Source organism: Flavobacterium fluviale, from assembly GCF_003312915.1.
In the GTDB taxonomy this organism is placed as follows: Bacteria; Bacteroidota; Bacteroidia; order Flavobacteriales; family Flavobacteriaceae; genus Flavobacterium; species Flavobacterium fluviale.
The window spans coordinates 1,952,497-1,977,399 of record NZ_CP030261.1 but is presented as its reverse complement, the minus strand read 5'-3'; the positions used below and the strand labels follow the sequence as shown (position 1 = coordinate 1,977,399).

The 24,903-nt window shown below is 35.2% G+C and carries 15 protein-coding genes; 4 read left to right on the top strand and 11 right to left on the bottom strand.

All coding sequences use genetic code 11. From position 1 onward, the window contains the following. The first annotated feature begins 283 nt into the window (after window positions 1-283). Entirely contained in the window at window positions 284-640 is a 357-nt protein-coding gene (locus tag HYN86_RS08835) for a hypothetical protein (protein WP_113677701.1), read from the top strand. 56 nt (window positions 641-696) lie between these two features. On the opposite strand, the gene HYN86_RS08830 is transcribed toward HYN86_RS08835, so the two are convergent. From HYN86_RS08830 to HYN86_RS08810, 5 genes are all read right to left on the bottom strand, one after another. After that, entirely contained in the window at window positions 697-1,191 is a 495-nt protein-coding gene (locus HYN86_RS08830; RefSeq protein ID WP_162789334.1) for a hypothetical protein, read from the bottom strand. Between the two features lie 7 nt (window positions 1,192-1,198). Further along, window positions 1,199-4,654 carry a DUF6443 domain-containing protein gene (locus HYN86_RS08825; protein WP_113677699.1) on the bottom strand — a complete coding sequence of 1,152 codons (3,456 nt, stop codon included), beginning with the start codon at window positions 4,652-4,654 and terminating at the stop codon, window positions 1,199-1,201. A gap of 5 nt (window positions 4,655-4,659) precedes the next feature. Continuing rightward, window positions 4,660-10,785 (bottom strand): DUF5977 domain-containing protein, encoded by a 6,126-nt coding sequence (locus HYN86_RS08820; RefSeq protein WP_113677698.1) that lies wholly within the window; start codon window positions 10,783-10,785, stop codon window positions 4,660-4,662. Window positions 10,786-10,791: 6 nt separating this feature from the next. Beyond that, the gene (locus tag HYN86_RS08815; protein WP_113679895.1) at window positions 10,792-12,444 is read right to left on the bottom strand and encodes a T9SS type A sorting domain-containing protein; all 1,653 of its coding nucleotides are present in this window, start codon (window positions 12,442-12,444) and stop codon (window positions 10,792-10,794) included. A gap of 434 nt (window positions 12,445-12,878) precedes the next feature. Continuing rightward, complete coding sequence (locus HYN86_RS08810) at window positions 12,879-13,184, bottom strand: hypothetical protein (protein ID WP_113677697.1); 306 nt, start codon at window positions 13,182-13,184, stop codon at window positions 12,879-12,881. Window positions 13,185-13,708: 524 nt separating this feature from the next. Here HYN86_RS08810 and HYN86_RS08805 point away from each other — a divergent pair. Together HYN86_RS08805 and HYN86_RS08800 are read left to right on the top strand one after the other, a co-directional pair. Then, window positions 13,709-14,197, top strand: a complete 489-nt coding sequence (locus HYN86_RS08805) for a DUF1761 domain-containing protein (protein ID WP_113677696.1) — start codon at window positions 13,709-13,711, stop codon at window positions 14,195-14,197. A gap of 118 nt (window positions 14,198-14,315) precedes the next feature. Beyond that, window positions 14,316-15,461, top strand: coding sequence for a GNAT family N-acetyltransferase (locus HYN86_RS08800; protein WP_113677695.1), 1,146 nt, complete (start codon window positions 14,316-14,318; stop codon window positions 15,459-15,461). A 12-nt stretch (window positions 15,462-15,473) separates the two neighbouring features. On the opposite strand, the gene HYN86_RS08795 is transcribed toward HYN86_RS08800, so the two are convergent. Beyond that, on the bottom strand, window positions 15,474-16,343 hold the full coding sequence (locus tag HYN86_RS08795) for a diacylglycerol/lipid kinase family protein (RefSeq protein WP_113677694.1): 870 nt from the start codon (window positions 16,341-16,343) through the stop codon (window positions 15,474-15,476). Window positions 16,344-16,404: 61 nt separating this feature from the next. Between HYN86_RS08795 and HYN86_RS08790 the strand changes: the two genes are divergently transcribed. Next, entirely contained in the window at window positions 16,405-17,367 is a 963-nt protein-coding gene (locus HYN86_RS08790; protein ID WP_113677693.1) for an App1 family protein, read from the top strand. Between the two features lie 142 nt (window positions 17,368-17,509). Here HYN86_RS08790 and abc-f read toward each other — a convergent pair whose 3' ends face one another. The 5 genes from abc-f to HYN86_RS08765 all read right to left on the bottom strand — a co-directional run bounded on the left by abc-f (window position 17,510) and on the right by HYN86_RS08765 (window position 24,667). After that, on the bottom strand, window positions 17,510-19,423 hold the full coding sequence (gene abc-f, locus HYN86_RS08785) for a ribosomal protection-like ABC-F family protein (protein ID WP_113677692.1): 1,914 nt from the start codon (window positions 19,421-19,423) through the stop codon (window positions 17,510-17,512). A 233-nt stretch (window positions 19,424-19,656) separates the two neighbouring features. Continuing rightward, window positions 19,657-20,655 carry a TerC/Alx family metal homeostasis membrane protein gene (locus HYN86_RS08780; protein WP_113677691.1) on the bottom strand — a complete coding sequence of 333 codons (999 nt, stop codon included), beginning with the start codon at window positions 20,653-20,655 and terminating at the stop codon, window positions 19,657-19,659. A 30-nt stretch (window positions 20,656-20,685) separates the two neighbouring features. After that, window positions 20,686-22,197, bottom strand: coding sequence for a helix-hairpin-helix domain-containing protein (locus HYN86_RS08775; RefSeq protein WP_113677690.1), 1,512 nt, complete (start codon window positions 22,195-22,197; stop codon window positions 20,686-20,688). 2 nt (window positions 22,198-22,199) lie between these two features. Then, window positions 22,200-23,609 (bottom strand): PP2C family serine/threonine-protein phosphatase, encoded by a 1,410-nt coding sequence (locus HYN86_RS08770; RefSeq protein ID WP_113677689.1) that lies wholly within the window; start codon window positions 23,607-23,609, stop codon window positions 22,200-22,202. A gap of 5 nt (window positions 23,610-23,614) precedes the next feature. After that, the gene (locus HYN86_RS08765) at window positions 23,615-24,667 is read right to left on the bottom strand and encodes a TerY-C metal binding domain-containing protein (RefSeq protein ID WP_113677688.1); all 1,053 of its coding nucleotides are present in this window, start codon (window positions 24,665-24,667) and stop codon (window positions 23,615-23,617) included. Window positions 24,668-24,903 lie beyond the last annotated feature (236 nt).

The window sequence follows — 24,903 nt, the reverse complement described above, 5'->3', positions numbered from 1 at the left end:
TATCTGATTTTCTGTAAATGTTAAACGCAATAATTAACCACAAACACATTTAATACATTACCGATATTTTACTCAGAGGTGAATAGATAAATGATTATGTTTCGAAAAAGTTTAAATAAAGAAAGAAAAAGAAACTTCAAAAAGGTATTTAATACTCCTTTTTTATTAATGGACACGGTTTCAATTACTAAAAAGAAGTTTAATTTAACTTTTAAAAAATTTATTATCTTTAGAACGTATTTTGGCAATTAAATTCTACATCTTAAACTTTTACAACTCATAAATGAAAATTTCCTTAAACTCAAATTTTATCAAATCATCAAACTTAATTTTTATATCAGCTCTTCTTGGCATTATCAATCTGCTTCTTTCACCTGAAATAATTTCTTCTCAAAAAGGATTAAAAACTAGTATAATAACTATTTTGTTGATTTTAACATTAGGAGTTTTAATTAGATATGGAGTTTCTTGGATTAAATATATCCTACTAATTCTAATTATCTTAGGATTATTTAACACTCCAGCAGTTATTAAATATATGCTAATATATAATCCTATAAATGCAATTATTATCATATTACAATCTCTAGTTCAGATTTCCGCAACAGTACTGTTATTTCGAAATAGCATTAAAGAGTAACGACTATTTTAAAAATAAAAAGGAGAAACAATATTTCTCCTTTTATATTTTATCCTTTAAATTATAGGATAAAAATCTTTTATTTTTAGTGTGGGAACTTCTGAATAATACGATTCTAGAATCTTATCAATTTTTTGAGAAAACAAGCAAGTAATTATTATCTCTGTATTATCTTCTATTACTATTTTAGCATAATAATAATTTTCAAAAGGGAAATTCCTTAATGACATTCCTGCCAATCTTGTACCTGACATGTAGAGTTTAATCTCTTTAAAAGCATCTTTCGTATAAATTATTTCAACTTTGTCCTTAATAATTTTTATCCTCTGATTATCTAATTCATATTCAATATCATTACCTTGAAAATAGTAGTTTAAATGCATATAAACAGAAGGCAAAATAAAAATAACAAAAAGGGGAATTTCAATAATTAGTAACGATTTTTTAGTATTTATTTCTAAAAAAGTAAACATAGCCAAACTAGTGATAGAACTTATTATTAAAAACAGTGATGTTTTTACCTGATTAAAAAAGGTGATTCTTAATTTCATAGTTTTATTAACGTTTTGAATTTGATCCAGCTAGGTTTACTGTATTTATAAAATTATTGAAACTTCTTTGAATTTCTTCAGAAACTTTGTCATAAGCTTCCTCTACAACACTTGAGCCTCCACCAATTACACCACCTGCAATGGCTCCTGCTGCAGTTCCGACTCCTGGGACTGGTATTGCAGAACCAACTTCTCCACCTACAACTGATCCTGCGGCTGTTGCCGCTCCAATTGTACCTAAACGGAACAGAGCTCTACCTTCTCCAATTTCGCCTTGTGCGTAATCCATTCCTACTCGTCCTACATCAAGTAATGTTGCAGCATTACCTGTAAATCCTCCTACAGCATCTAAAGATTTACTAGTTACACCTAATATTTGAAGTGCTTGAACACTACTATCAATCGATGAATTAAACTCGATTATTTCATTTAATCCATTACTCATAAGACTTAAAGGCGCTTGATCAACAGCTTGATCAGATACCCCATCAACCGTAAAAGCTCCATTTTTACCTAGTTCAACTTTAGTACCCTTTGAAGATGTATAGGATTCTCCCACGGCAACATATGTTGAATTACCATAAAACTCTTTCGCTGTTTCCTGATTAGTAACTCGACTATCATAAATCATTTGACCATCTTGAGTTCTAACCCAATCATCTGCTTGCATTCCATCTGGATCAATAAAATAAATTGGATTATTATATGCGTAATTATAAGGATTCCATCTACGAGAATTTTCAGCCTTAGGATCTATATTCATCCAACGCCCTAATGCTGGATCATAATTTCTTGCTCCATAGTCATAAACCTCAAGCCCCAGCTCGTCCTGCAACTCTTTCCCATTGTATTTATATTTATTATTACTCTCTTGACTTGCTACATAACCTGAATGTTTTAAACCAAAAGGATAATAATGCGTTTCATCAATAATATCAAGAACTTGAGTGGCTGGGTTTTTAGCATAACTCACACGAACATTTCCTAAATGGTCTTTGTACTGATAAACATATGAAAGTGCTTCTGCCGTATTCTTTACATATCCCTCTGCTGTCGGGAAAAACTCTAAAACATTGTCTTTGTACTGGTAACCGCCCAAATAATTTGTGGTTGTTGTTACAGTACCTTCACTAACTATTTTCTCCAGTTTTTGTCCCGATGCGTTGTAAATGTACTCAATAGTGCCTGTTGTTCCAAATGTTATTTTCTTTGGCAGATTGAGATGATTATAGGTAATAGCAGTAATATTTTTGTTTTTATCTGTAGTCATATTACCAAAATCATCATAGCTGTAATCATCATCTGTTTTATTAGCATCATTGAATCCGCTGCTGTTATTGGAGTTGTCTGCCACTTTTGATAATTGATTGGAGTTTGTCGGATACGTATAAACCAAATCATCTATATCAAAATTCCCAACCTGAGGGTCATAATCTCCCTTACGAGTTAGACTCTTTATATTTCCGTTTTTGTCATAAGTGAGGTTTTCATCATACGCACTGGTTGTTAGTCCGTTTTTTTCATAAACTGCATTTTTCAGACGGTTTAAATGATCGTATTTATAACCGTAAGCACGCTCGTTTATATCTGTGGCAGTTTTCCAGAAAGTTTCAGCAATGTTGCCGTTGTACAAGGGATTGACTCCAGAAACATCTGTCTGCGTTATATCGTAATTGATCTTAAAAGCAAACAAATCAACTGGATCAGTATTCTGCTGTAAATTATCTGTTTTGTTAATTTCCTTGAGCCATCCCCTTATATTATAGACAAAATCGATTTTCTGGAGCGGGTTTCCAGAGCTGTTTCCGACTTTTTTGCTTTCAAGCTGTCCTAAAGCGTCATAGGTGTTCTCTGCCAAAAGCTCTACAGTTCCGCCGTTTATCTGATGTGTATGGGTCAGCAGTCTGTCCTGTGCAGAATAGGTAAAATCCTCTCTTACTGTTATTTCTGAATTACTGGAGGTGCGCTTGTGTCTGGTGATTGTGTACAGTGTTTTTCCTGTAAAGTCAAGCTTATTCTCACTGGAGCTATAACCGCCCAGATAATTCTGAAGATAATTTTTTACGGGCCTTGCTTTATCATCGTAAAATATGGTGCTGGTTTCCCCGGCAGTTGAAGAGGCTGTGCTTAATGCTCTTATCCAGCTTCCTGCCGCAAGACTTTTTACATTCTGCAGAACCGTCTGCCCCTCCACTGAAGAGGGAACAGCCTGCGCATTTGGAAAAGCATAATCATCATAATAATTAACCGTCAGCAGTTTAAAATTTGTCGGTTCAATAGTATTGCTGTAATAGGCTGGTATGTCGTCGATCGTTCCAGAAGTCTGTTTCGTTTCAAACAGCAGAGCTGCGCTGTTCTGGGTGTCCTGCAGTCCCTTTCTCGAAGCAGCTGTTGCAGTCTGGCCCAGCCAGCCTGTGTAAATTGGTCTGCCAAATGCATCGTATTTTGTAATAACCCATCCTTCGGCAGTCTCATTCCTAAAGGGAGACAGTGCTGGACCCGATGCAACAGGTCTGTCCAGTTTATCGTACACAATAAATTCCCACTGTTTTCCGGGCAGTTTTTTTGATGCCAGCCGGTTTTTATTATCGTATTTGTATTGGTAGCATAACCCGTTTAAAACATCAACATCTATACTTCCTTCCACTTTTGGCGGAATCACGTAAGTTAAATTTCCATAAACATCGTATACATAATAGGTATCATGCGGATCACCCGCATCATAAGTTCTTTTTAAAATAACCTGTCCCTGCTTGTTTTTGAATTCAACTGTTGAGCCGGCACCTTCTGCGGGACTAGCTGTTGTATTTTCGTCAAACGTAACGGTTTTGTACAATTGGTTTTCAGCATAAGTTTCTGGAACTGAAAGTGAGATGTCATATAGCCCCAGATCCTCTTTCCATGTCGTTATAACTTTATAAAGTTTAACATTGTCGGCTGCGGTATTGGTCTGATAATCAAATTTTATTTCGTGTCCTTCTCCCATTGCCCAGGAAGCTCCCGGAGCTGCCTGTTTAAGTACTTTATTTAAAGGGGACGGTTCCAATTTCTTCTCAGAGAAAGGATTAGAAGTGTTTTCATATTTTTCTGTATTGTAAAATGAAGACACAGCGCTTACTGCCGAACCTGGATCTACTCTCGGATAACTGCTGCTGCCATTTGATACTGCATAGGGCAGATATTCTTTGAGCTGTCTTCCAAACTCATCATAGGCGGCCGGAGTCACTAAATCTTCCCCATTTCCGCCCTGAGCCGGAACAATAGTTTGTATAGGGCGTCCAAGCCCGTCGAAATATTGTACGGTCTGATTCATCTGATCCTTGGTAAGGGAACTTAAATTGCCAGACTGTACCGCTTTTTTAGGTGCTATTGTATAAATAAAATTATCGTCACTAAATGTCTGAGCTGTAACAGCCGTTTTAGCAAGAAATAATAAGAATATTATGGATATATATTTTTTCATATTTTTTAGTAAAATGACATTGATGCATAAGTTCTAGCCGGAACGCCAACTGTGAAAGTTTTGTTTGTTTCACCAGGTAATAATTGTAAAGTGGCTGTTTGATAGGCACTAGGATTTGAAGCAGTATCGTAATAGATCTCGATATTGAAAATTTTACCATTATGATTAGAGGAGGAAGCTGTTAATGTTATAAACATTTTCTTTAGCGCAATCTGCATATCTCCTGATGCGTCAAAATAAATCGGATTACAAATTCCGTTTGCATTGGCATATGTCTGACCATTGGAATTCACCATATCTTGCGCAAAATTATCTGCTTCAGCTTGTGAATTGTAGGAGATAAGGCTATTGGCTGGTACAGTGTAAATGGTCGGAGCTCCAGGCTGATAACCGGAAGCACAATTGTTTTTAGTAAAACTGCCGCTTTTAGCTCGATTATAGTAAAAGCAATATCCGTTGACATTGGCATAGGCCTGCCCGTCTGTATTAAATCGCTGCAGTCCGCGTGCGTCAGCTTCCGCCTGTGATGTTACTGAATATTCAACACCTGCATTTTGAGAGTAGGAAACAGTTGACCCCACGACAGTTCCAACACCGCAGTTGTTTCTAGTAAACGAACCGCTTCTGGCTGCGCTGTAATAGGTACAGCCGGCATTTGCGTTAGCATGATTTTGTCCGTTTGCATTAATTTCCTGCTGCGCCTGATCATCTGCTGCTGCCTGAGAATAGGTTGAGAAATATCTTCCCGCCGGAACTACATAAGTTGCTGTACCCGGAACTCCGCCTGCATCGCAGTTATTTTTTGTGAAACTCTGCATTTTTAAAACATTAGAAAATGTACAAACTGCATTGGCGTTGGCATGATTTTGTCCGTTTGCATTAATTTCATTCTGCGCCTGGGCATCTGCCGCTGCCTGCGATTCTGTAGAACTGTAGCGGCCGGCCGGAACCGTATACCATGCTGTTCCTGGAATACCTCCCACGGCGCAATCATTCTTTGTAAACAGACCGCTTTGTGCAGTATTCCAAAACGTACATTTTGCATTGGCATCATTATTTGCGTACGCCTGACCATTAGCATTTATTTCATTCTGCGCCTGGGCATCGGCGGCAGCCTGAGATTCTACAGAGCTGTAACGTCCTGCAGGAACAGTATACCACGCACTGGCAGGTGTTCCGCCTGGAGCACAATTATTTCTGGTAAATAATCCACTTCTTTCACTGTTCCAAAAAGTACATTTAGCATTCGCATCGTTGTTTGCAAATGCCTGCCCGTTCACATCAATTTCGCTTTGCGCCTGAGAATCGGCTGCTGCCTGAGAATCGTTCGAGTGATATCTTCCAGCCGGAACTGTATACCATACACTTGCCGGAGTTCCTCCAGGTGCACAATTATTTCTGGTGAATAACCTGCTTTGTGCAGTATTCCAAAATGTACATCTGGCATTGGCATTTGCATAAGCCTGTCCATTCTGTGCGACATAGTTCTGCGCTTTTGCATCTGCATCTGCCTGAGAGATATTCGATTCATATATCCCTGCGGAGACTGAATAGTAAATACTTTCAGGTGTACCTCCCGCAGCACAGTTATTTCTGGTGAACAATCCGCTCTGCACGGTATTTTTGAAAGTACATATGGCATTAGTATTGGCATAAAGCTGTCCATTAAGATTGATTTCATTCTGGGCTTTGGCATCTGCATCTGCCTGAGAAATATAGGAATCATAATTTCCTGCTGTAACATTATAAATGACACTACCAGGCGTACCTCCTGCTGCACAGTTGTTTCTTTCAATTATTCTGCTCTGCAGCGTATTTAAAAATCTGCAGCTGGCATTAGCATTTGCATAAGCCTCACCATTAACATCGATTTCGTTCTGCGCTCTGGCATCCGCATCCGCCTGAGAAGTATAAGAATCATATCTTCCTGCCGGAACTGTATAAATAGCAATTCCTGGTGCTCCGCCTGCGGCACAGTTGGTTCTTATGATCGATCTGCTCTGAACTGTATTCTTAAACAAACACTGACCGTTAGTATTAGCATAAGCAAGTCCGTCTGCGTTAAATCTTACTAATCCTTTTGCATCAGCATCAGATTGTGAGATTGTAGAAGTTTCGACTCCTGCTGCCTGACTGTATGTTACACTTAGTCCTGTTCCACCGAGAGCACAAGTATTCTTTGTAAATGTTCCACTGTAAGCTATACTTCTAAAAGTACAATACCCTTCTGAATTAGCGTAAACCTGACCTTCTGTATTGAATTTCTGAAGACCAATTTCATTAGCATGAGCCTGTGAGGTTTTTGATGTAGAGGCGCCTGCTGCCTGACTGTATGCAACAGAAGAACCTTCTCCGCCGGAAGCGCAATTATTTTTGGTAAACGAACCACTGTAGGCTGTACTGCTAAAGGTACAGTCCCCATGAAGATTTGCATATACTTTACCATCTGTGTTAAATTTAGTAAGACCTTTGGAATCTGCATCGTCCTGAGAAATAGTTGAAACAGCTGCCCCTGCTGCCTGAGTGTAGATTACAGCAGATCCAACTCCGCCTGCATCACAATTGTCTTTTGTAAACGAACCGCTTCTGGCTGCACTTTTATATAATACAACACTTGAAGAACTATTATCGTCACAATTAATCTGCTGGCCTTTAAAATTGTAACAGTATTTTTGAAGTACATTTAAATCTTTATCTTTAATAAATTTTAATCGGCCAGCTGAATCATATTCATAGTAGGAAGCTGTTCCTTTTGGATCTGTCATACTGGTAACCCCGATTAACGGATTGTAAGTGTATGTACTCACCATTGCCTGAGAGAAGACCGTTCTTAAATTATTTAAAGCAGTTCTTAAAATCTGCTCATTACAATTGGCAGACATACAATTATCATTATCCGCATTGGATAAAGTCTGAATATTTGCAACATAACTTTCTGCCTGATCATAAGTCAGATTTTCTAGTTTGGCAATAGGCTGTGTTTGATGATACCCCCAGATTATCGATACTGGAATTCCTCCCTCTGGTGTAAACTGTAAAAGGTTTCCTTTATCATCATATTTATCATAAGTGATTTTCTTGTCTAATACGCTTGAATCGGGAAATTTACCGCTGTAAATGCTTTTTGGCATCAGCAGATTGGATGTTAATGCACTGTTATCATAAACAGTAAGCTGCTCTGAAATTTTACTGCCATTATAACTTTCTGTTTTTAAAGGCGGCTGCAGCATATTTTTTGCTACAAGCTCGTCTCTAAACGGCTGGCCGGCCATATCTGGATTGGAAGCATAATAATATTTGCTTTCTAATGTCTCACCTTCTGAATTGGCTGTAGTCTGTGAGCTTAAAAGATAATTATTAGCAGCGTTGTAAAAATATTTAGTTGTATTGGTTATGGCTTGTCCGTGTAGGTATTCTGTTTCAATTGTTTCTGTTTTAGCACGAATTATACAGTGGTTAAAGTATTTTTCAATGCCTATTTTCCCCTGTAGATTACAAATAATTGTGTTACAGCCAATATTATAAGGCAGATCATTTGTAACATGGTCTTTGTTCATGATATCCATACCTGTTCCGCTGTCTAAACCTAATTCTGTATTGTAATTGTAAAAGATCTCTTCTTTAAGAATTCCATATTTTGAAATGGTAGTTTTTACAGGATTGTTTCCATTATCTAGAAAATTGTAGATATTGGCCTGTTCCAGCTTTCCGTCAAACCATCCCTCAGGATTAGATCTGGTAGTACCTTTCAGAGCTTTCCTGTAAACAATCTCAGGAGCATCTAATTCTCCAGTGCTTACCATATATTTGTTTTCAATAGCGTTTTGGTTGGGTAAAATGACCGAAACAGTCTTGTAATTAATTCTGTTTCCACGAGAGAGTACGCCGCTTAAATAATTACTGGAACCAAATGTTATTGTGTTATTACAGTCCACGTATGTCGTTGATGATCTGCCGTCAAGACATGGCGGGACAGTACAATCAAATTTCCAAGGTGAGAATAAAAAATTATGGTGCAGACTTGTTTTTCCTGAATTCAGATCTTTAACCTCATTATAAACGTACTTTTTTTCATTATACTTCTCACCGCTACTATCATAATCTGCAATAGATTTCACCCTGGCCCCGCTGTAGTTTACCATACGGAGTTCTTTTACATCTTGAAAATTGTATTGAAAGGAAAGATTCCCGTAAACATCATTAAATTTAGAAAGTGTGCTGTAAGTAACACTGTATTGACGTCCTGCAACAGTGTTTATCGGTGATATAATTCCATCTCCTTGTTGAAGAGAGATAGTGCTTCCATCAGATCTAAAAACCTGATCAGCATCAATTGTCAGGCTGTAAACAATAGAGTTGTTTGTAAGATCTCTTATTGTTAATGAATGTCTGTCATGCCCTTCTTCAACTGTAACTCCCTCGCACCAATCTACAGACGCATTTGCAAAAAAATACATCACGGATCCGTTTGATGTAAAATTAAACGTCTGAGTGCTTGGAAACTCATCATCATTTAAAGGGTGACAAGGTGTTTTGTTCGACTGAATCTCTCTTGTTTCGGATATCTGAACATCAACATTTTCTAAACTTAAGTTATTTTCATACTGAATGACTGAATAACCTTTAGTAGGATAAATTATCTTATTAAGGGTGCCATACAAAGATTTAATCTGATCTGTTGAGCGGTCTGCCCGATCCACCATACCCGGGAATTCCCTATTCATATATTGCGAATAACCATTTTCTCTAGTGCCGTCATAATACACATTCAGTAGAGAAGCAAAGGCATTGCCATTATTATACCCATAAATATCCTGACTGTAAGCAAGTCTTGGACTTAATCCATCTATGTTATTATATTCAAATTTCTGGACCGAATTATTCTTAAATGAAAGACTTTCTAGAAATACTCTTTTTTTATTTACTGAAACAGTTGGTGTGGGGCTGTTGTTGGTTGTGCTGTTTGCATATACATAAGACATATTAATTTTTTCAACCTCTGAAAAACCATTATACACAGAAATTGAGTTCAGCAGGTGGCCGGCATAATAATCTTCTCGCTGTGTTAAATAATCTAACTCAACTTTACAAACCCCAAAATCAATTTTAGTTAAGACTTTTGCATTACTTGTCCTAAAAGTTGTATTACATTCAAAAATTGATGCTGCTGGTGTGCCACAGGTGCTGTATCTTAACTTAGTTTTATACGTTACGCTCTGGGAAAAATCATAGGGATAATTCTTGAAAATTGTCTTATAAGAAAAAACAACCGTCTGGTGTTGGTATTCAATTTGTTTTAAGTGCCATGTTGTTGGTATAGGAGAACGAAAAGCTCTGGCACAGTCCCCAGAAATTTCAGAACTTTCGACAGTTTCACTTGTACCGCCGAAAATATACTTCATACCATCAGGAGTAATGAAAGTAAACTTTAGAGTAACAACGCCTTCAATAACTAATCGTTCGTAAGAAGCACGTATTCCAATTTCATCTGTGTCTAAATAAATTTGATCGTTTTCAATATAAAAATTACCGCTGTGACCATTAAAATTGAAACTGTACGCATCCTGTTCCGTATCCAGTTTATTGTAATAAGCAGTACCAATCGTATTATAGGTACTGTTCCAGATATTCATGGCTTCTGCTCTTTTACCAGCCAAATACTCCGCATCGCTGTAGTTCCCAGCAATTATATCCAGCATAGACTGAGAATCAGGTCTGTATTTTATTGTTTGGGTGAATTCATCGGGCTCGTCTTTTACCACTCTGGTAATCATACCTCCAGCCGCTAAATTCCAGTTCATTCCTGCAATACCTGCAATATCATTAACTTTAACGCCGTCTGTGTAGTAATTTAAAGAGATAGGAACAGTAATTCTGCCTTGTTTAACTGTATATAAAGGAACTGAATATGCAAATCCGCCATTATTATTAGACATATCAAGATTTCCATATTTGGTGAAATTATAATTATCTATAGAAGGTGTCACAATATTAATGCCCTGTTCTGGGGTTTCCTGAGCATATAGTGTAGAAATACTTAAAAAGAAGAAAAATAAGTTTAAGGTTAAAATAAGATTCTTTATCAGGAAACCCTGTCCAATTGCTTTTAGGCTGTTTATATAATGGTACATTCTTTTCTAATTAATTTTTTTAATAACTTTTACGGACTCAGTCTTGACATCTGTCTGAATTTTGATAATGTAGATTCCTTCTGCATAATAACTTAAATCAACCGGAACGGTTCTGCTGGAAATATCAAAGTGCTGCAGGGTTCGTCCTAAAATATCAATTACTGAAGCGGTACCTTTAGTAAAATCATACCCGATAATTACATTTGTAAAAGTTGATACCGGATTTGGAATGGCTTCGATACTTGCCTTTACTTTTTCAACTTTAGCCTTATCTTTTAATTTTACGACCCAAAAATCATTTGATCCGATAGCAGAGTTTTTATCTTTTGATGAACCGTTAGAAGTTCCGGCCATAAGGTAACCGCCGTCTCTGGTTTCAACCAGTTTGCGTAGAATGTCTTCCCCGCCGCTTCCAACAGTTTTGCTCCAGATTTCTTCACCCTGATTATTAATTTTCAAAGCTATGTAATCATTAATGCCGTCTTTTTCCTTAGCGACTAAATTTACCGCTTTGGACATTAACCCGCCGCTTGATCTCGGGGCTGCATTACGGGCATGCCCGCCAATTAAATAAGTTTCATCATTATTTACTACCAGTGAAGTCAATATATCAACTTTACCAAAATCAAAAGTTTTACTCCAGACAACGCCTCCATCTTGATCCAATTTTAGAATCCAGTAATCTGTTCCGTTAGCCACAATTCCTCCTTCTGTTGTCAATGCATTAGAACTGTTGGAGTTTCCTCCAACGATATAACCGCCGTCTTTGGTCTGATGAATCACATAAGGCTGGTCATCACCATCTGCTCCATAGGTTTTCTGCCATTGAATTTCTCCGGTATCATTGATTTTCAAGATCCAGTAATCTCCTACTCCTTTATTTGGTTCTGTTTTATCGCCTGATATAGGGGAATTAGAATAACCAGCCAGAATATAGCCGTTGTCCGCAGTTTGTTCCATGCTTCGCAGCAGATCAGAATATTGTCCTCCGTAAGTTTTCTGCCATTCAATAACTCCCTGTTTATCTAATTTTATAAGCCAATAGTCCATATTGCCTCTGCTTTTTTCAGACTTTGAATAAGGATCGGGGATAAAAGATTTTTCGTCAAATTTGGAACTTGTAATAGACCGCGGACTGGAGCTTGAAGAGCCTCCCAAAATATAACCGCCGTCTTTTGTCTGGAAGGCGCAGAGCAGTTCCTCCTGACCGTCGCCGCCGACTGTTCTCTGCCACTGTTGATCACCTGCCGCATTGAGCTTTATAATCCAAAAGTCTGAAAGGCCTTTACAGTTTTCTTTTTTCTGAAAACTTTTTGAAGAACTTGATGTGCCTGCCAGAAGAAATCCGCCGTCACTGGTGTTTTTAATGCTCTGGAGAAGATCAAAGCCGGAACCTCCGAAACTTTTCTGCCAGTCCAGTTCTCCGTTTTCCTTCATTTTCCAAACCCAGTAATCTAAATCTCCATGGTTTTCCTGTTCCTTATTTCCAGTCTTGTCAGAGAGTGAACTGCCTGCCAGGATAAAGCCGTAGTCGGCCGTAGGCTGGGCATCAAAAAGATAATCGGCGTGTGTGCCCCCATAGGATTTCTCCCAAAGGATATCTTGTGAATGAATTAAAAGTGGCAGTAAGATAAAATTAAGCAGGTAAAGTTTCTTCATAAGCATTTTGATAAATTTGGGGTTATTACGATTCTGCGGGCAATATAATTCAATATTTTATTATTTTTTTACGGGATTCCGTAAAGCTTAACTTTTGTTTATGACGCAGTATTTTATCAAGTTTATTAGATGAAGAATTGGATATGAAGAATAAGCATTTTTATTAGCCCTGCCAGTAAGACAATAGATTTTAATTTTTAGAATATTCATAAATCTGAATCAAAACAACTGGTTATAATGGGCTTAAAATTTTTAAATCATTCCAAAAATGGTTCGAGAATTGACCTGTTAGGGCTACAAAAGACAAAAGCTTCAGATTTCTCTGAAGCTTTTGTCTTTTATATTTAATATTGTCGCAGACTCATTTTGTTATTTGTATTATAAAAAAGAGACCATCTTTTCAAATGGTCTTTTTGATCTTATTTTGAGAAAAATTATGCTCTAAATAAAGCATATTTATTATAGTTATATAATACCTTATCATAAGGAACATAAAGCGAAACGATTTTCTCTGTAGATTCATCAAATTTGATTCCGTTATGTTTTCTGAATAAATAGATTTCTTTTAAACAATTAGAAAGACTTTGGTGAATTTCAGTAGTGAAAGTTGGAAGTCTTTTGTCTCCTACCAAAAGATCAATTTGATAGTTAGAACTGCTTTTTGATAAGTTATTACCAATAATTCTTATGGTAAATGTGGTTGACTTTCCGTATTGTTCACCTTGATATTGTAGTGTCATAATTTCTGTTTATTAAGTGAGTAATAGTACCGACCATCAATCGGCTTTTGCTTTTTGGAATAGTTATATTAAAGTTATGAAAAATTTGGACAAACATAAAAAATCCTTTCCAAATTAAATGTTATTTTTTTAATAACATTTAATTTCTAAAAAACAAAAAACCGTAACGAATTACGGTTTCAGCAATTAACTAAATATATTTAATCAACTTTTTTAACGAGTGTAAAATTCATTCATAAGCGCGATTAATTTGGGGTAAATATTATAAATAATTTTCAAGATTATAGATTTCAATTTTATAAACTAAGGCTAAAGGAAAAATCAAGAACGATCAACTTTTTGATAAAAAATATCATCGTTTAATTCGTCGACTAAATTACATATTTCATAGATATAATACACATAATATCGACAAACTGTTAATAAATAATTAATTCGTGCGATTTGTTCTCCTTTTATTAAATAATATAAGCCGATTGTTTTTTTAACTACTTTTGATTAACTAATTCTAAAAACCTCTTATTATGGAAATTAACTTCGTTGCCTTACTTTTAGCAGCAATTGTTACGCTCATTGTCGGCTTTATTTGGTACAGCCCAAAAGTATTTGGAACTATCTGGATGAAAGAAAGTAATCTTACTCAGGAAGAACTAAAAAAAGGAAATATGATTAAAATCTTCGGATTGACATACATTTTTTCTTTAATGATCACGATGACTTTAATGTCTTTAACAATTCATCAATCTGGAGCAGTTGGAATGGTTGGCGGACCGCCGTTAATTGACAGCGCTAAACCATCATTTGCCGCATTTATGGCAGATTACGGAATGGCATATAGAACTTTTAAACACGGCGCACTTCACGGATTTATGTCTGGGTTGTTTTTTGCGTTTCCGCTGATTGGAATTAATGGATTATTTGAAAGAAAATCTTGGAAATATATTTTCATTAATAGTGGTTACTGGATAATAACATTGACATTAATGGGCGGCATTATCTGCGGTTTTGCATAAAGTAAAAAATATATAACCCGTTTGAAACCTAAAGTCAAACGGGTTTTTCTTAATAATAACTTAAAGAAAATGAGTTATTGTAAATATTATCTAATTTTGACGAAATTAGTTCACTCTCTTGAATACAACCTATTCTTTCCAGATTTACAAAAGCGCTTCATTACTGCCTTTAGAATGGAATCTGCTTGCTGCCGATAATATTTTTTTAACGCGAGAATATCTCGAAGTACTGGAAAACTCTTGTCCAGTTAATATGACGTGTCATTTTATCGGATTTTTTGAAGAGGAAAAACTGATTGGAATTGTTTTAACGCAGTTTTTATTTGCAGAAAAACTAGAATCTTTTGGAGAGCGCGATAAGTGCTTAAAAACATCTGTTCGTAATTTCGCCCTAAAGAATTTTGCTTCACACGTTTTATTCGTTGGCAATAATATGCTTACTGGGCAGAATGCTTTTGTTTTTGATAAAAACATCAAGCAGTCAAAAGCTATTAAAACACTTCATAAAGCTATTAACCAGCTTAAAAAAGATTTAAAGGAAAGCGGAAAAAAAGTTCATATAACGAGTATAAAAGATTTTACCGCGAAAGAAATAGAACCGTTGCAAGCTGAATTCAAAAATAATTATACTTTTTCGACGCAGCCGAATATGATTTTTGAAATTCCTAAAAACTGGAAAACAGAACAAGATTATATTGATGCTTTGTCCAAAAAATATCGTGACCAATATAAACGTGCCCGAAAAAAATCTGAAGGAATCGTAAAGCAAAAAATGTCTTTAGACGACATTCAAAAATACGAGGATGTTATTTACGATCTGTATTTTCATGTGGCCAAAAATGCTCCTTTCAATACCTTTTTTCTAGCTCGAAATCATTTTAGTTTTTTTAAAGAAATAATGGGCGACAACTTTTTGCTGTACGGTTATTTTTTAGACGAAAAACTAATCGGCTTCAACACTTTGATTAAAAACGGCGATGTAATGGACACCTACTTTTTAGGCTATGATGAAAGTGTGCAACGCGAAAAAATGCTTTATTTGAATATGTTATACGACATGATTTCGTATTCTATTAAAAAAGGTTTCAAGGAAATTGTTTTTGCCAGAACGGCACTGGAAATCAAAAGCTCAGTTGGTGCAAAACCTGTAAAAATGTATGGTTTAATCACGCATAGCAATGCATTGATCAACCATAACATTTCTAGGTTTTTTAATTATCTCGAGCCGAAAACAGAATGGCAGGAAAGAAATCCTTTTAAATAGCAAACTTTACAGCTAAGGAACAGCCAATTTCATTTGCTTGTGCAGAATATGAATTTCTAAAGACTTCTGTGCACCGCAATATTCGCCGTCAATCTGAAAATTAACCGCATAATCTGTTTCGATAGTTGCTTTCTCTGTTGAAATAATTACGATATCCTCAGAATCAATTGGCATATTTCCTGTAATAATTTTTCCGATTAAAAGTAGATCCAAGCTTTTTAAGATTACCAATTCGAACTTTCCGTCATTCATGGAACCATTTGGATTGATGATCACTCCAGTTCCATATTTTTGGGAATTAGCCACTACAATCATTCTCGCAACGTGCTGAACCGTTTTATTGTTTGCTGTAATAGTTGCTACAAAAGGTTCTTCTGCCTCTTTAAGTGTTGTAAAAGCTTGTAATGCATATCCCCAAAAACCTCTCACATCGCTTTCTTCGTAGTTCTTTACCAAGTTTGCGTTTAAACCAAGATCGCTTAAATGGATACTTTTTTTGCCATTGATGCAAATCATATCCATTTCGATATAGTTATTTAAAAAGGCTATTTTAAGGTTCTCTTCGATTCCGGGCGGAAGATCTAAATCTACCGAAAGTCCGTTTGCAGAGCCCGCTGGCAGAATACCGATTATTACATCGTGATCTTCCATTGCTTCTGCAACCATTTTTATAGTTCCGTCGCCTCCAGCCACAACAATTCTTTCTGGATTATGCTGCTTATATATTGTTTGTATCGCTTTTAAATCGTTTTTACCCGTAGTTTCATAAACCTCCAGATTAAAATGATGTGTCGACGCAAATTCTGCAACAGATTCGATTAAATCCGATTTATCTAGATCTCCAGATATCGGATTTACAATAAATAGTATATTCTTTTTCAAAATTTTATTTTTAAAACCAATTAATTTAAGTAATTTACAGTTACCTAAATATACGTAATTAATGAAACCAATTCTACAATTATATCGAGGTTATGCAAATGAGCAAGAATTAATTGTGATGGGGCATGTTTTAAGAAGAGAACACAATTACGATTTTGAAAAAAAGAAGTTAAAAAATGCCACCTCGATTCTCAAATTATTCCGAATAAAAACCATTAAAAATTTTGATGTTTATCTTCATTATAATGAGGAAATAATTCACACCAAAACTTTAGATGATGGTTATTTTAAATTTTGTATTCCGCTCGAAAAGGAAACCCATTTTGGCTGGATGCCTTATGAAGTAAGCCTAAAATACAATAATGTAAAAACGAGCTGCAAGGGTAGTTTTATAAGACCTCATAAAGGCAAACTCGGAATTATATCGGATATCGATGATACTTTTTTGATCTCGCACACCAATAATTTCTTTCGAAAAATCTATATTTTACTTTTTAGAAATGTAAATGACAGAAAGGTTTTTAAAGATGTTGTTTCGCATTACCAGGCGTTGAGCCAGTCGGGAAGAGAGAATCCAGAAGAGGCAAATGCTTTTTTCTATATTTCGAGCAGTGAGTGGAATTTATATCGCTTTATTGCCAAATTTACCCGAATAAATAAACTGCCAAAAGCAGTTGTGCTGCTTAAAGATATTAAAAGAGGAATTACCGATTTTTTTATGAGCGGAAGAGGGAATCACGATCATAAATTTGAAAAAATAAAACACGTTGTAGAATTCTACCCTACTCTAAAATATATTTTAATGGGCGATGATTCGCAGCATGATCCGATATTGTATGAAAGAATCTGCAAAATATTTCCCGTTACCGTAATTGCTGTTTACATTAGGCAAACGGGTAAATCTCCAAAAAAAGAAGTCCTAAAAATTCTTAAAAACCTTGAAAGTTTAAATGTCTCGGTTTGTTATTTTAAGGACAGCAGTGAAGCGATTGAACACTCAAGATATATTGGAATTATTAAGTAGTTGGTTTTTGGTTTCAGGTTTCAAGTTTCAAGTTTCAGGTTTCAAGTTTCAGGTTTCAGATCAACTTGAAACCTGAAACCTGAAAACAAGCTTTTTTATGAGAACTTAAAATGGAAAGCTGGATCAGCTCCCGAAAATTATATTAGGCACTAAAATTGTCAATCTCTTCTTGAACGACTTCCCAATCTAAAAGTAACTGATCTAAATCTTTTTTCTTCTTGTTGTAAGCTGTAAAAAATGACGCGTCTTCTATATGTTTATCATAATTAGAAGCCAGCAGTTTATCGTCGTGCTGAATGTCTTTTTCTAATTGCTGAATCTGACTCTCGATTTTACTTAATCTGTTTTGAAGTGCTTTTCCTTTTTTCTGGTCTTCGTACGATGTTTTGTTATTTTCTTTTGGAGCTGTTGTCTTTACAACATCTTTTTTCTCAACCTCGCGCATGTTTTCTAGATTACGCTGTTCTAAGAAAAAGTTGATGTCTCCTAAATATTCTCTGATTTTTTGATCTTTGAATTCGTAAACAATGTTCGACATTCCTTGAAGAAAATCCCTGTCGTGAGAAACCAATAATAGTGTTCCTCCAAATTTTTGAAGCGCAGCTTTTAAAACATTTTTAGATTTAATATCTAAGTGGTTTGTCGGCTCATCCATCAGCAGTACATTGATTGGCTGTAACAATAGTTTACAAAGTGCCAAACGGTTACGTTCTCCTCCAGAAAGTACTTTCACTTTTTTCTCCACATCATCTCCACGGAATAAAAATGAACCTAACATATCGCGAACTTTCATACGATTTGTATCAGTCGCAGCATCTTCCATAGTTTGCAGCAAAGTGATTTCGCCATCTAAGTATTCGGCCTGATTTTGTGCGAAGTAACCCAATTGAACATTATGCCCTAATTTGATGTTTCCTTCGTACTCAAATTCGTTTACCAATGCTTTGATGAAAGTAGATTTACCTTGTCCGTTTTGTCCAACAAATGCAATTTTACTGCCTCTTTCTACCAATAAACTAATATCTTTTAGAATCGTTTTGTCTCCGTAGCTTTTGGTAACATTTTCTGCTTCGATTACAACTTTTCCCGGCTCTTTTGAAACTGGGAAAGAGATGTTCATTACAGAGTTATCATCTTCGTCAACTTCGATTCTCTCTACTTTATCTAATTTTTTAATCAACGACTGCGCCATCGAAGCTTTTGAAGCTTTGGCACGGAATTTCTCGATTAATTTTTCTGTTTCTTCAATTTTTTTTGCCTGATTTTTTTGAGTTGCTAATTGCTTTTCGCGAATTTCATGGCGTAATTCTAAATATTGAGAATAGGGTTTATTAAAATCGTATGCTTTTCCTAAAGAAATTTCGATTGTTCGGTTGGTAACATTATCCAAAAACATTTTATCGTGCGATACAATCACCACAACACCAGGATAATTACGAAGGAAACTCTCTAACCAAATGATACTTTCGATATCTAAGTGGTTGGTTGGCTCATCCAGAAGCAAAACGTCATTTGACTGCAAAAGTAATTTTGCCAATTCGATACGCATTCTCCACCCTCCAGAAAATGTTTCGGTTTGATTATTAAAGACTTCTCTTTTAAAACCTAAACCTAAAAGGATTTTCTCTGTATCTCCAACATAATTATAACCGCCTAAAAGCTCAAAGCGATGTGTATAATCAGATAAGTCTTCGATGATCTGGCTGTATTCCTCACTCTCATAATCGGTTCTTGTAACCAATTGATGATTGATTTCTTCTAATTTCTTTTCTACAATTTTGATCTCTGTAAAAGCCTCATATGCTTCTTCCAATACCGTTCTTCCCTGCTCAAAATCAATATCCTGACGCAAAAAACCCATTCGGATATCTTTCTCCTGAGATATTACTCCAGAATCTGGGGCAAAGTCTCTAGCCAGCATTTTAAGCATTGTAGATTTACCTGCTCCGTTTTTACCCACAAGACCAACTCGGTCTCCTGCACCTAAACGAAAAGTAACTTCTTCAAATAAATATGTTCCTCCAAAAGAAACCGAAAGATTGTGTATGTTAAGCATAATTTGAGCAAAAGATAAAGGCTGAAAAACCTTTATTTTATTAATAAAAAAACAAAATGTAAATAAACTTAGGTTTTACAATTTTGAAAGTGCAAAAGTATAACTTTTAATCGAAGTTTTCACATTGAAAAACAATAGCTTTACAGTATTCGAAAACAAAAAAACGGATTGAAAATCACATTTAATTTTCAATCCGTTTTAAATTTTATTTTTTTTGGTTAAAAAACCTTTATTTATGCTTCTTTAGGTTCCGGCATTAAGATTGAAGCTAAAACCGAAATTAAAAGAACGCCTCCTATTACCAATAAAGAATAAATGGAGTCTATATGGTAGAATGGCGAAATGATCATTTTTATTCCGATAAATGATAAGATAATTGCCAAACCATATTGTAATTTGCTGAACAAGTGAATAAAGTTATCCAAAAGGAAGAACAAAGCTCTAAGTCCTAAAATTGCAAAAATATTAGAAGTATAAAGAATAAATGGATCGCTTGATATTGCAAAAATTGCAGGAATAGAATCTACTGCGAATAATAAATCGGTAAACTCAATTACAGCCACAACTACTAAAAGCGGTGTTGCTAATTTTTTCCCGTTTTCTATCGTAAAAAATTTGTCTCCATCATATTTATCGCTGACATTGAAAAACTTTCTAATCAATCTTGCTCCTCTTGTGTTGTTGTAATCTTCCTCATCATCGTCGTCTCCAGAAGACCATGATTTAACACCTGCGTAAACAAGGAACAATCCGAAAGCGGTCATGATTAAATTAATATCATATTTAAATCCTTCTAATCGTGCAAGACCTAAAAGTTTGTTTAAGTAGGTTAGTTCGATTAAGAAAGCTCCAGAGAATATAAAAATAGCTCTTAAAACTAATGCTCCAATAATTCCCCAAAACAGAACTTTATGTTTGTTTTGATTAGCAACATCAAAAAACTTAAAGACTAAAATAAATACAAAAAGGTTATCAACAGATAATGCTTTTTCAATCCAATAGGCCGATTGGAATTCGTAGAATTTTGCAGGTCCAGCAAAATGATACACTAAACCGCTAAAGATCATTGCTAAACTGATCCAAACTAATGACCAAGTAATAGCTTCTTTATTTGTTACGACGTGGCTTTTTTTGTTGAAGATTCCTAAATCCAGCAACAGCATGATGACTACTGCAACCGCAAAAACGATAATTAAACCGGGATGTTCCGAAAAAATTGGGTGTTGATTCATTTGAAATATTAATTAAGTTAAATTTTAAAATTATGTATTAGCCATTGTAACCATGATTACTCTTCCTCCTTCTTCATTAGAAAGCAGTATCTTTTTTCCGTGTGTTAGTTCCACCATTGTACCAATTGGAATTTCTTTGTCTTCGGTTAAATCTTTTAGTGAAGTCAATTTTTGATTAACCAGCACCCACTTACCATTGAAAAAAGTAAAATAGCCCACTGGTACCTTTTGCTGCTGGGTCAACTTCTCATTTCTGGCAATATTACGATTAACATGCCATTGAAACAAATACTGGTCATTATAAACCATTAGTCTATGATTCTCGGGCTTCCAAGTAGTTTCTTGAAACTGATAATACAAGTCTAAAATAGGAAGTGTTCCTTGATGTGCCGTACCGCAGAAAGGACATTTGGGAGTATTTGTATTGTCAAAAACATACCATTTCTGCTCACATGCTATGTTGTGGCATTTCTGCATCAAATCGGTTGTTTTGAGAAGCGCTATTTCCCATTCTTCCGCATTTGGGCGCTGCATCGGATTGTGCAGTCCATCTATAAAAACTTTATCAAATAATGTTTTTAAATAGGGTCCAGTTATGGTGTATGGCAATTTATTTATATCTGCCCAAGGCAGGTCCCATTTAGAAACCTGGTTCAGTTTTGGTCTATTTGTGTCATCTGTTGGGTGTTCAATAAACATTGCTTTTTCACCCATTGATAATAAATCGTCTTTTTCGGTATCTAAGTCATGGACTTTCCCTCCTTTTAAAGGGTGTCTGTGCAATAGAAACATATATATAAGTACTGGAAGCGCATGCAGATCTGTCAACCTATTGGGCAGTTTTCTGTTTGGATCATTTTTATCTAAGTGTTTGGTCGAAAGCACTTCTGGAGCAATAAATTCTGCAGTACCAATTACTTCTGCTTGAAATAACCCTGGCACTACCAATCCGTCCAAATCTATCATGCAGGCAGATCGTTCAATAGGATCTATCAGTACATTATTGTACGATAAATCAGAGTGCGCCAATCCCATAGCGTGCATTTTTTTTACTCCCCTGGAAAGATTGACACAAACCTGAAAATAGCTTAGCCAATCTCCCAACTCAGAATTTGCAATACGGAGTGGAAAATGCGGATTTCTAAATTTCGGCCCAGCAAACCATTTTCCATTTTTTTCTTTTCCAAGAATTAGTTCGCTAGTTTGATACCCTTTCTTAAAGAAAAATTTAGATTTATAAATGGGCACGATTATCCCAGTCGCATTATTATATTCTATAACATCTGTCGGCCATCTAAAAACTTCATTTAAATAGTAATCTCCTGCCTCTCCGTTCTGGATTTGAGCATAATATTTATTAGTTATTTTTTGAAGTCTTTCTTTTTGGTTAAAGTCTAATTTGTCTCTAAAAATAGCAACAACATATTTTCTATCCGGACTAAAATAAACATCTTTTACACCACCGCGCATGGGCTCTCCATTATCAACAAATTGATAAGTTTTTGCAGGGTCATTTATCGATTTTACTGTAACTATACTCATATTTAATAAATTATAGCAAGAGTTCTATCATCATGATTTCCAGGACTCCAAAAGTCCATCCAATTAGAAAGCTGGGCTGCAACATCTCCGTTTTCATCATCAAAATCAACTTTAGAATTGTCTTGATTATTCCCTTTTAAGTCAGACAAAAATTCGTTCCATTTTTCAATTTTTTCCAAATTGGCCTCAACTACAAATTTTGGATCGTAAATTCCGTCAGTCATCAGCATTAAATAAGAGAAATCATCAACTAATTTAAAGCCGAATCGGGAAGAAAGTTTCTCACTTTGAAAAATTTCCGGCATTGTAATAAATCTTGTACCGCCCCCAAATTCGCCAACGTCTATAAAATTCATTAATGTCACTTCAGTCAAATCTTTATTTAATAAACCTATCGGACAATCTCCAACTCCAAAAGTTAAGATGGCATATCCGAAATCATATTTTTTAACTAAAGCGAAAATTAAAGTCGCATGAAATTTTTTCAGTTCTTCATCAATATTACCAGCAAATTCTTCGATCTTCTGATTGACGAAATGAGCTGCTTTTAATAAAGTGTTATAAACAAAATGACTTATTTTTTTTGATGTTTCTAAATCTGTTTTTTTATAGTGCTCTAGCAAAATTTCGTCAAAATCCTTTAGATTTTCTTTATCAAGATTTTGTTCAAAATAGTCAACAACAGTGTCGCAGGCCAATTTTGAACCTTTTCGGGATAATGCCGCAGAACCTGCTCCATCAGAAACTCCTAAGACACTCCAGCCATTTGAATCTAAATTTTTGAATGCAAAATCGTCTTCTCTAAAAGAGCCGACATTTGCATGACTTCTTCCTCTTTTTGAGGCCACAACAATTTTTTTATCTAAAAAAGTGCTCGAAATTGCAACATGATCATCTTTGGCAAAAGGAGCATTTCTATCGCTTTCTATATTTTTCCAAAGTGATTTTGGATCTGGATTTACAATAACGGTCATTATCTTTTCATGAAATGGCGTTTCCTCAGATTCGCCTTCAATTTTAAAAAGGAGTTTAATTTTTAAATCACCACTTATTATTGGGATTCCAAAAAGCAATTTACTATCATGGTCAAAAGTAAGTCCCGTTTCTTCTAAATTTTGAATTTCGAAAGAAGTAAAATCAATCCAGCCCAGCTGCGCAAAATCAATTTTGGCTTCGTATATTTTATTTACAGTACCGTTTGGCAGAAAAACAGATTGATGTGTAATATCATCAATTCGATTTTTTAAATTCCAATTTTGCATAATCATCCGCTGTTTTTCTTTAATTATTTTTACTGCTGTAATATTGTTTTCATTATTAATGAAATCTTCAAAAAGAGTTTGTTTACTTTCGGGAATATCTATTTTATTTTGGAATAATAAAGACTGTAGGTATCTTTTGGTCTCTTCCATACGTATTATCCTTGTGTTCTGTTAACATCAAAACCGCCTTCTCCATATCCATAAGATCCTTGATTATTACACCATGGACATGTACTGATTTGCTCGTCGCCAATACAATGAATTTTTTGACATACACATACTGCAAAAGCAATTTGATTGCCGCAACAGGGACAGGTTGGTGCGCCAAATAGTTCTTCGGTATTTACCTTATTGTTGAAATTAGAGTTATCTGCCAATTCAAAATAATTATTATCAACCTGATAAGCCCCTACTAGTTTGTAATTTTTTGAAGCCAGCTCAATTCCTGCATATATTGAAGGCGCAATGTTTTTGCGGTATTTCATCAAATAAGGTCTCTTTGTATTTTGGCATTTCCCACTAAGAACGACGTAATTATCATCAACATACTGTTTGTTTGGTTCTTCTTTCGTTAAATCAATTTTAGAAATTGTTTCTCCATCTAATTTTGCCAATTCAAATCCAGATGAGTTATTTTCAACACTAATACTGCTTGTTTTAATAGAATCTGTAACCCATTTAAAAAACTCTTTATACGATTGAACATTTGTATTTTTAAAATGAAGTACATTTTCTGTAAGCTGTCCCAATAGTTTTGTATCTGTTTCGTTTCCAAAAGAAACTGCAATTAGATTTGCTGTTCGCTGCCAATTATTTTTCCATTCACTTATAGCTGCCTGCGTATCATCTGTCGGAACACCATCTGTAAATAAGAATACTATTGGTTTCCAATCTCCTTTTACTTCATAAGTCGTTTTAACGATATTACTTCTTAGTTCATACATTAAATGTCCAAGCCCCTTACTTAGTGATGTACCGCTTCCTATCGGGAATTTAGGAGGATAAAAACTCACTATTTCCTGTAAAGGCACCAATGTTTTAGGCTGGCCGGCAAAAACGATGATAGAAACATAAACCGTTTCTAAAGCATGTGGATCTGTTTTTAATGCCTGAATTATAGTGGCCAATCCTTCTTCAACCTGTTGAATTGGTTCTCCAACCATTGATTCAGAAATATCGATTAAAAAATATATTGGTAATCTTCTCATTTTAAAGGAATTTTAATAGCATTAAAAAAATAATTAATAGTACGATCTGTGTCATATCAACTGCAAGACCTACACCTACTTGAAAAGGTTTTATTGTGGTTTTTAAGAAATTGAATATGGGAGAAAATATACTATTGAAAAAATCAAAAATAGATTTATATTGGGGATGTAGTTTGTCTTTATATGGCAATAATTTGGAATAAAAAAATAATGCAATAATCAGAATTTCAATGATA

Coding starts and splice junctions, on each gene's coding strand:
- HYN86_RS08835 (WP_113677701.1), top strand. CDS start 284: ATGAAAATTTCCTTAAACTCAAATTTTATCAAATCATCAAACTTAATT.
- HYN86_RS08830 (WP_162789334.1), bottom strand. CDS start 1,191: ATGAAATTAAGAATCACCTTTTTTAATCAGGTAAAAACATCACTGTTT.
- HYN86_RS08825 (WP_113677699.1), bottom strand. CDS start 4,654: ATGAAAAAATATATATCCATAATATTCTTATTATTTCTTGCTAAAACG.
- HYN86_RS08820 (WP_113677698.1), bottom strand. CDS start 10,785: ATGTACCATTATATAAACAGCCTAAAAGCAATTGGACAGGGTTTCCTG.
- HYN86_RS08815 (WP_113679895.1), bottom strand. CDS start 12,444: ATGAAGAAACTTTACCTGCTTAATTTTATCTTACTGCCACTTTTAATT.
- HYN86_RS08810 (WP_113677697.1), bottom strand. CDS start 13,184: ATGACACTACAATATCAAGGTGAACAATACGGAAAGTCAACCACATTT.
- HYN86_RS08805 (WP_113677696.1), top strand. CDS start 13,709: ATGGAAATTAACTTCGTTGCCTTACTTTTAGCAGCAATTGTTACGCTC.
- HYN86_RS08790 (WP_113677693.1), top strand. CDS start 16,405: ATGAAACCAATTCTACAATTATATCGAGGTTATGCAAATGAGCAAGAA.
- abc-f (WP_113677692.1), bottom strand. CDS start 19,423: ATGCTTAACATACACAATCTTTCGGTTTCTTTTGGAGGAACATATTTA.
- HYN86_RS08780 (WP_113677691.1), bottom strand. CDS start 20,655: ATGAATCAACACCCAATTTTTTCGGAACATCCCGGTTTAATTATCGTT.
- HYN86_RS08775 (WP_113677690.1), bottom strand. CDS start 22,197: ATGAGTATAGTTACAGTAAAATCGATAAATGACCCTGCAAAAACTTAT.
- HYN86_RS08770 (WP_113677689.1), bottom strand. CDS start 23,609: ATGGAAGAGACCAAAAGATACCTACAGTCTTTATTATTCCAAAATAAA.
- HYN86_RS08765 (WP_113677688.1), bottom strand. CDS start 24,667: ATGAGAAGATTACCAATATATTTTTTAATCGATATTTCTGAATCAATG.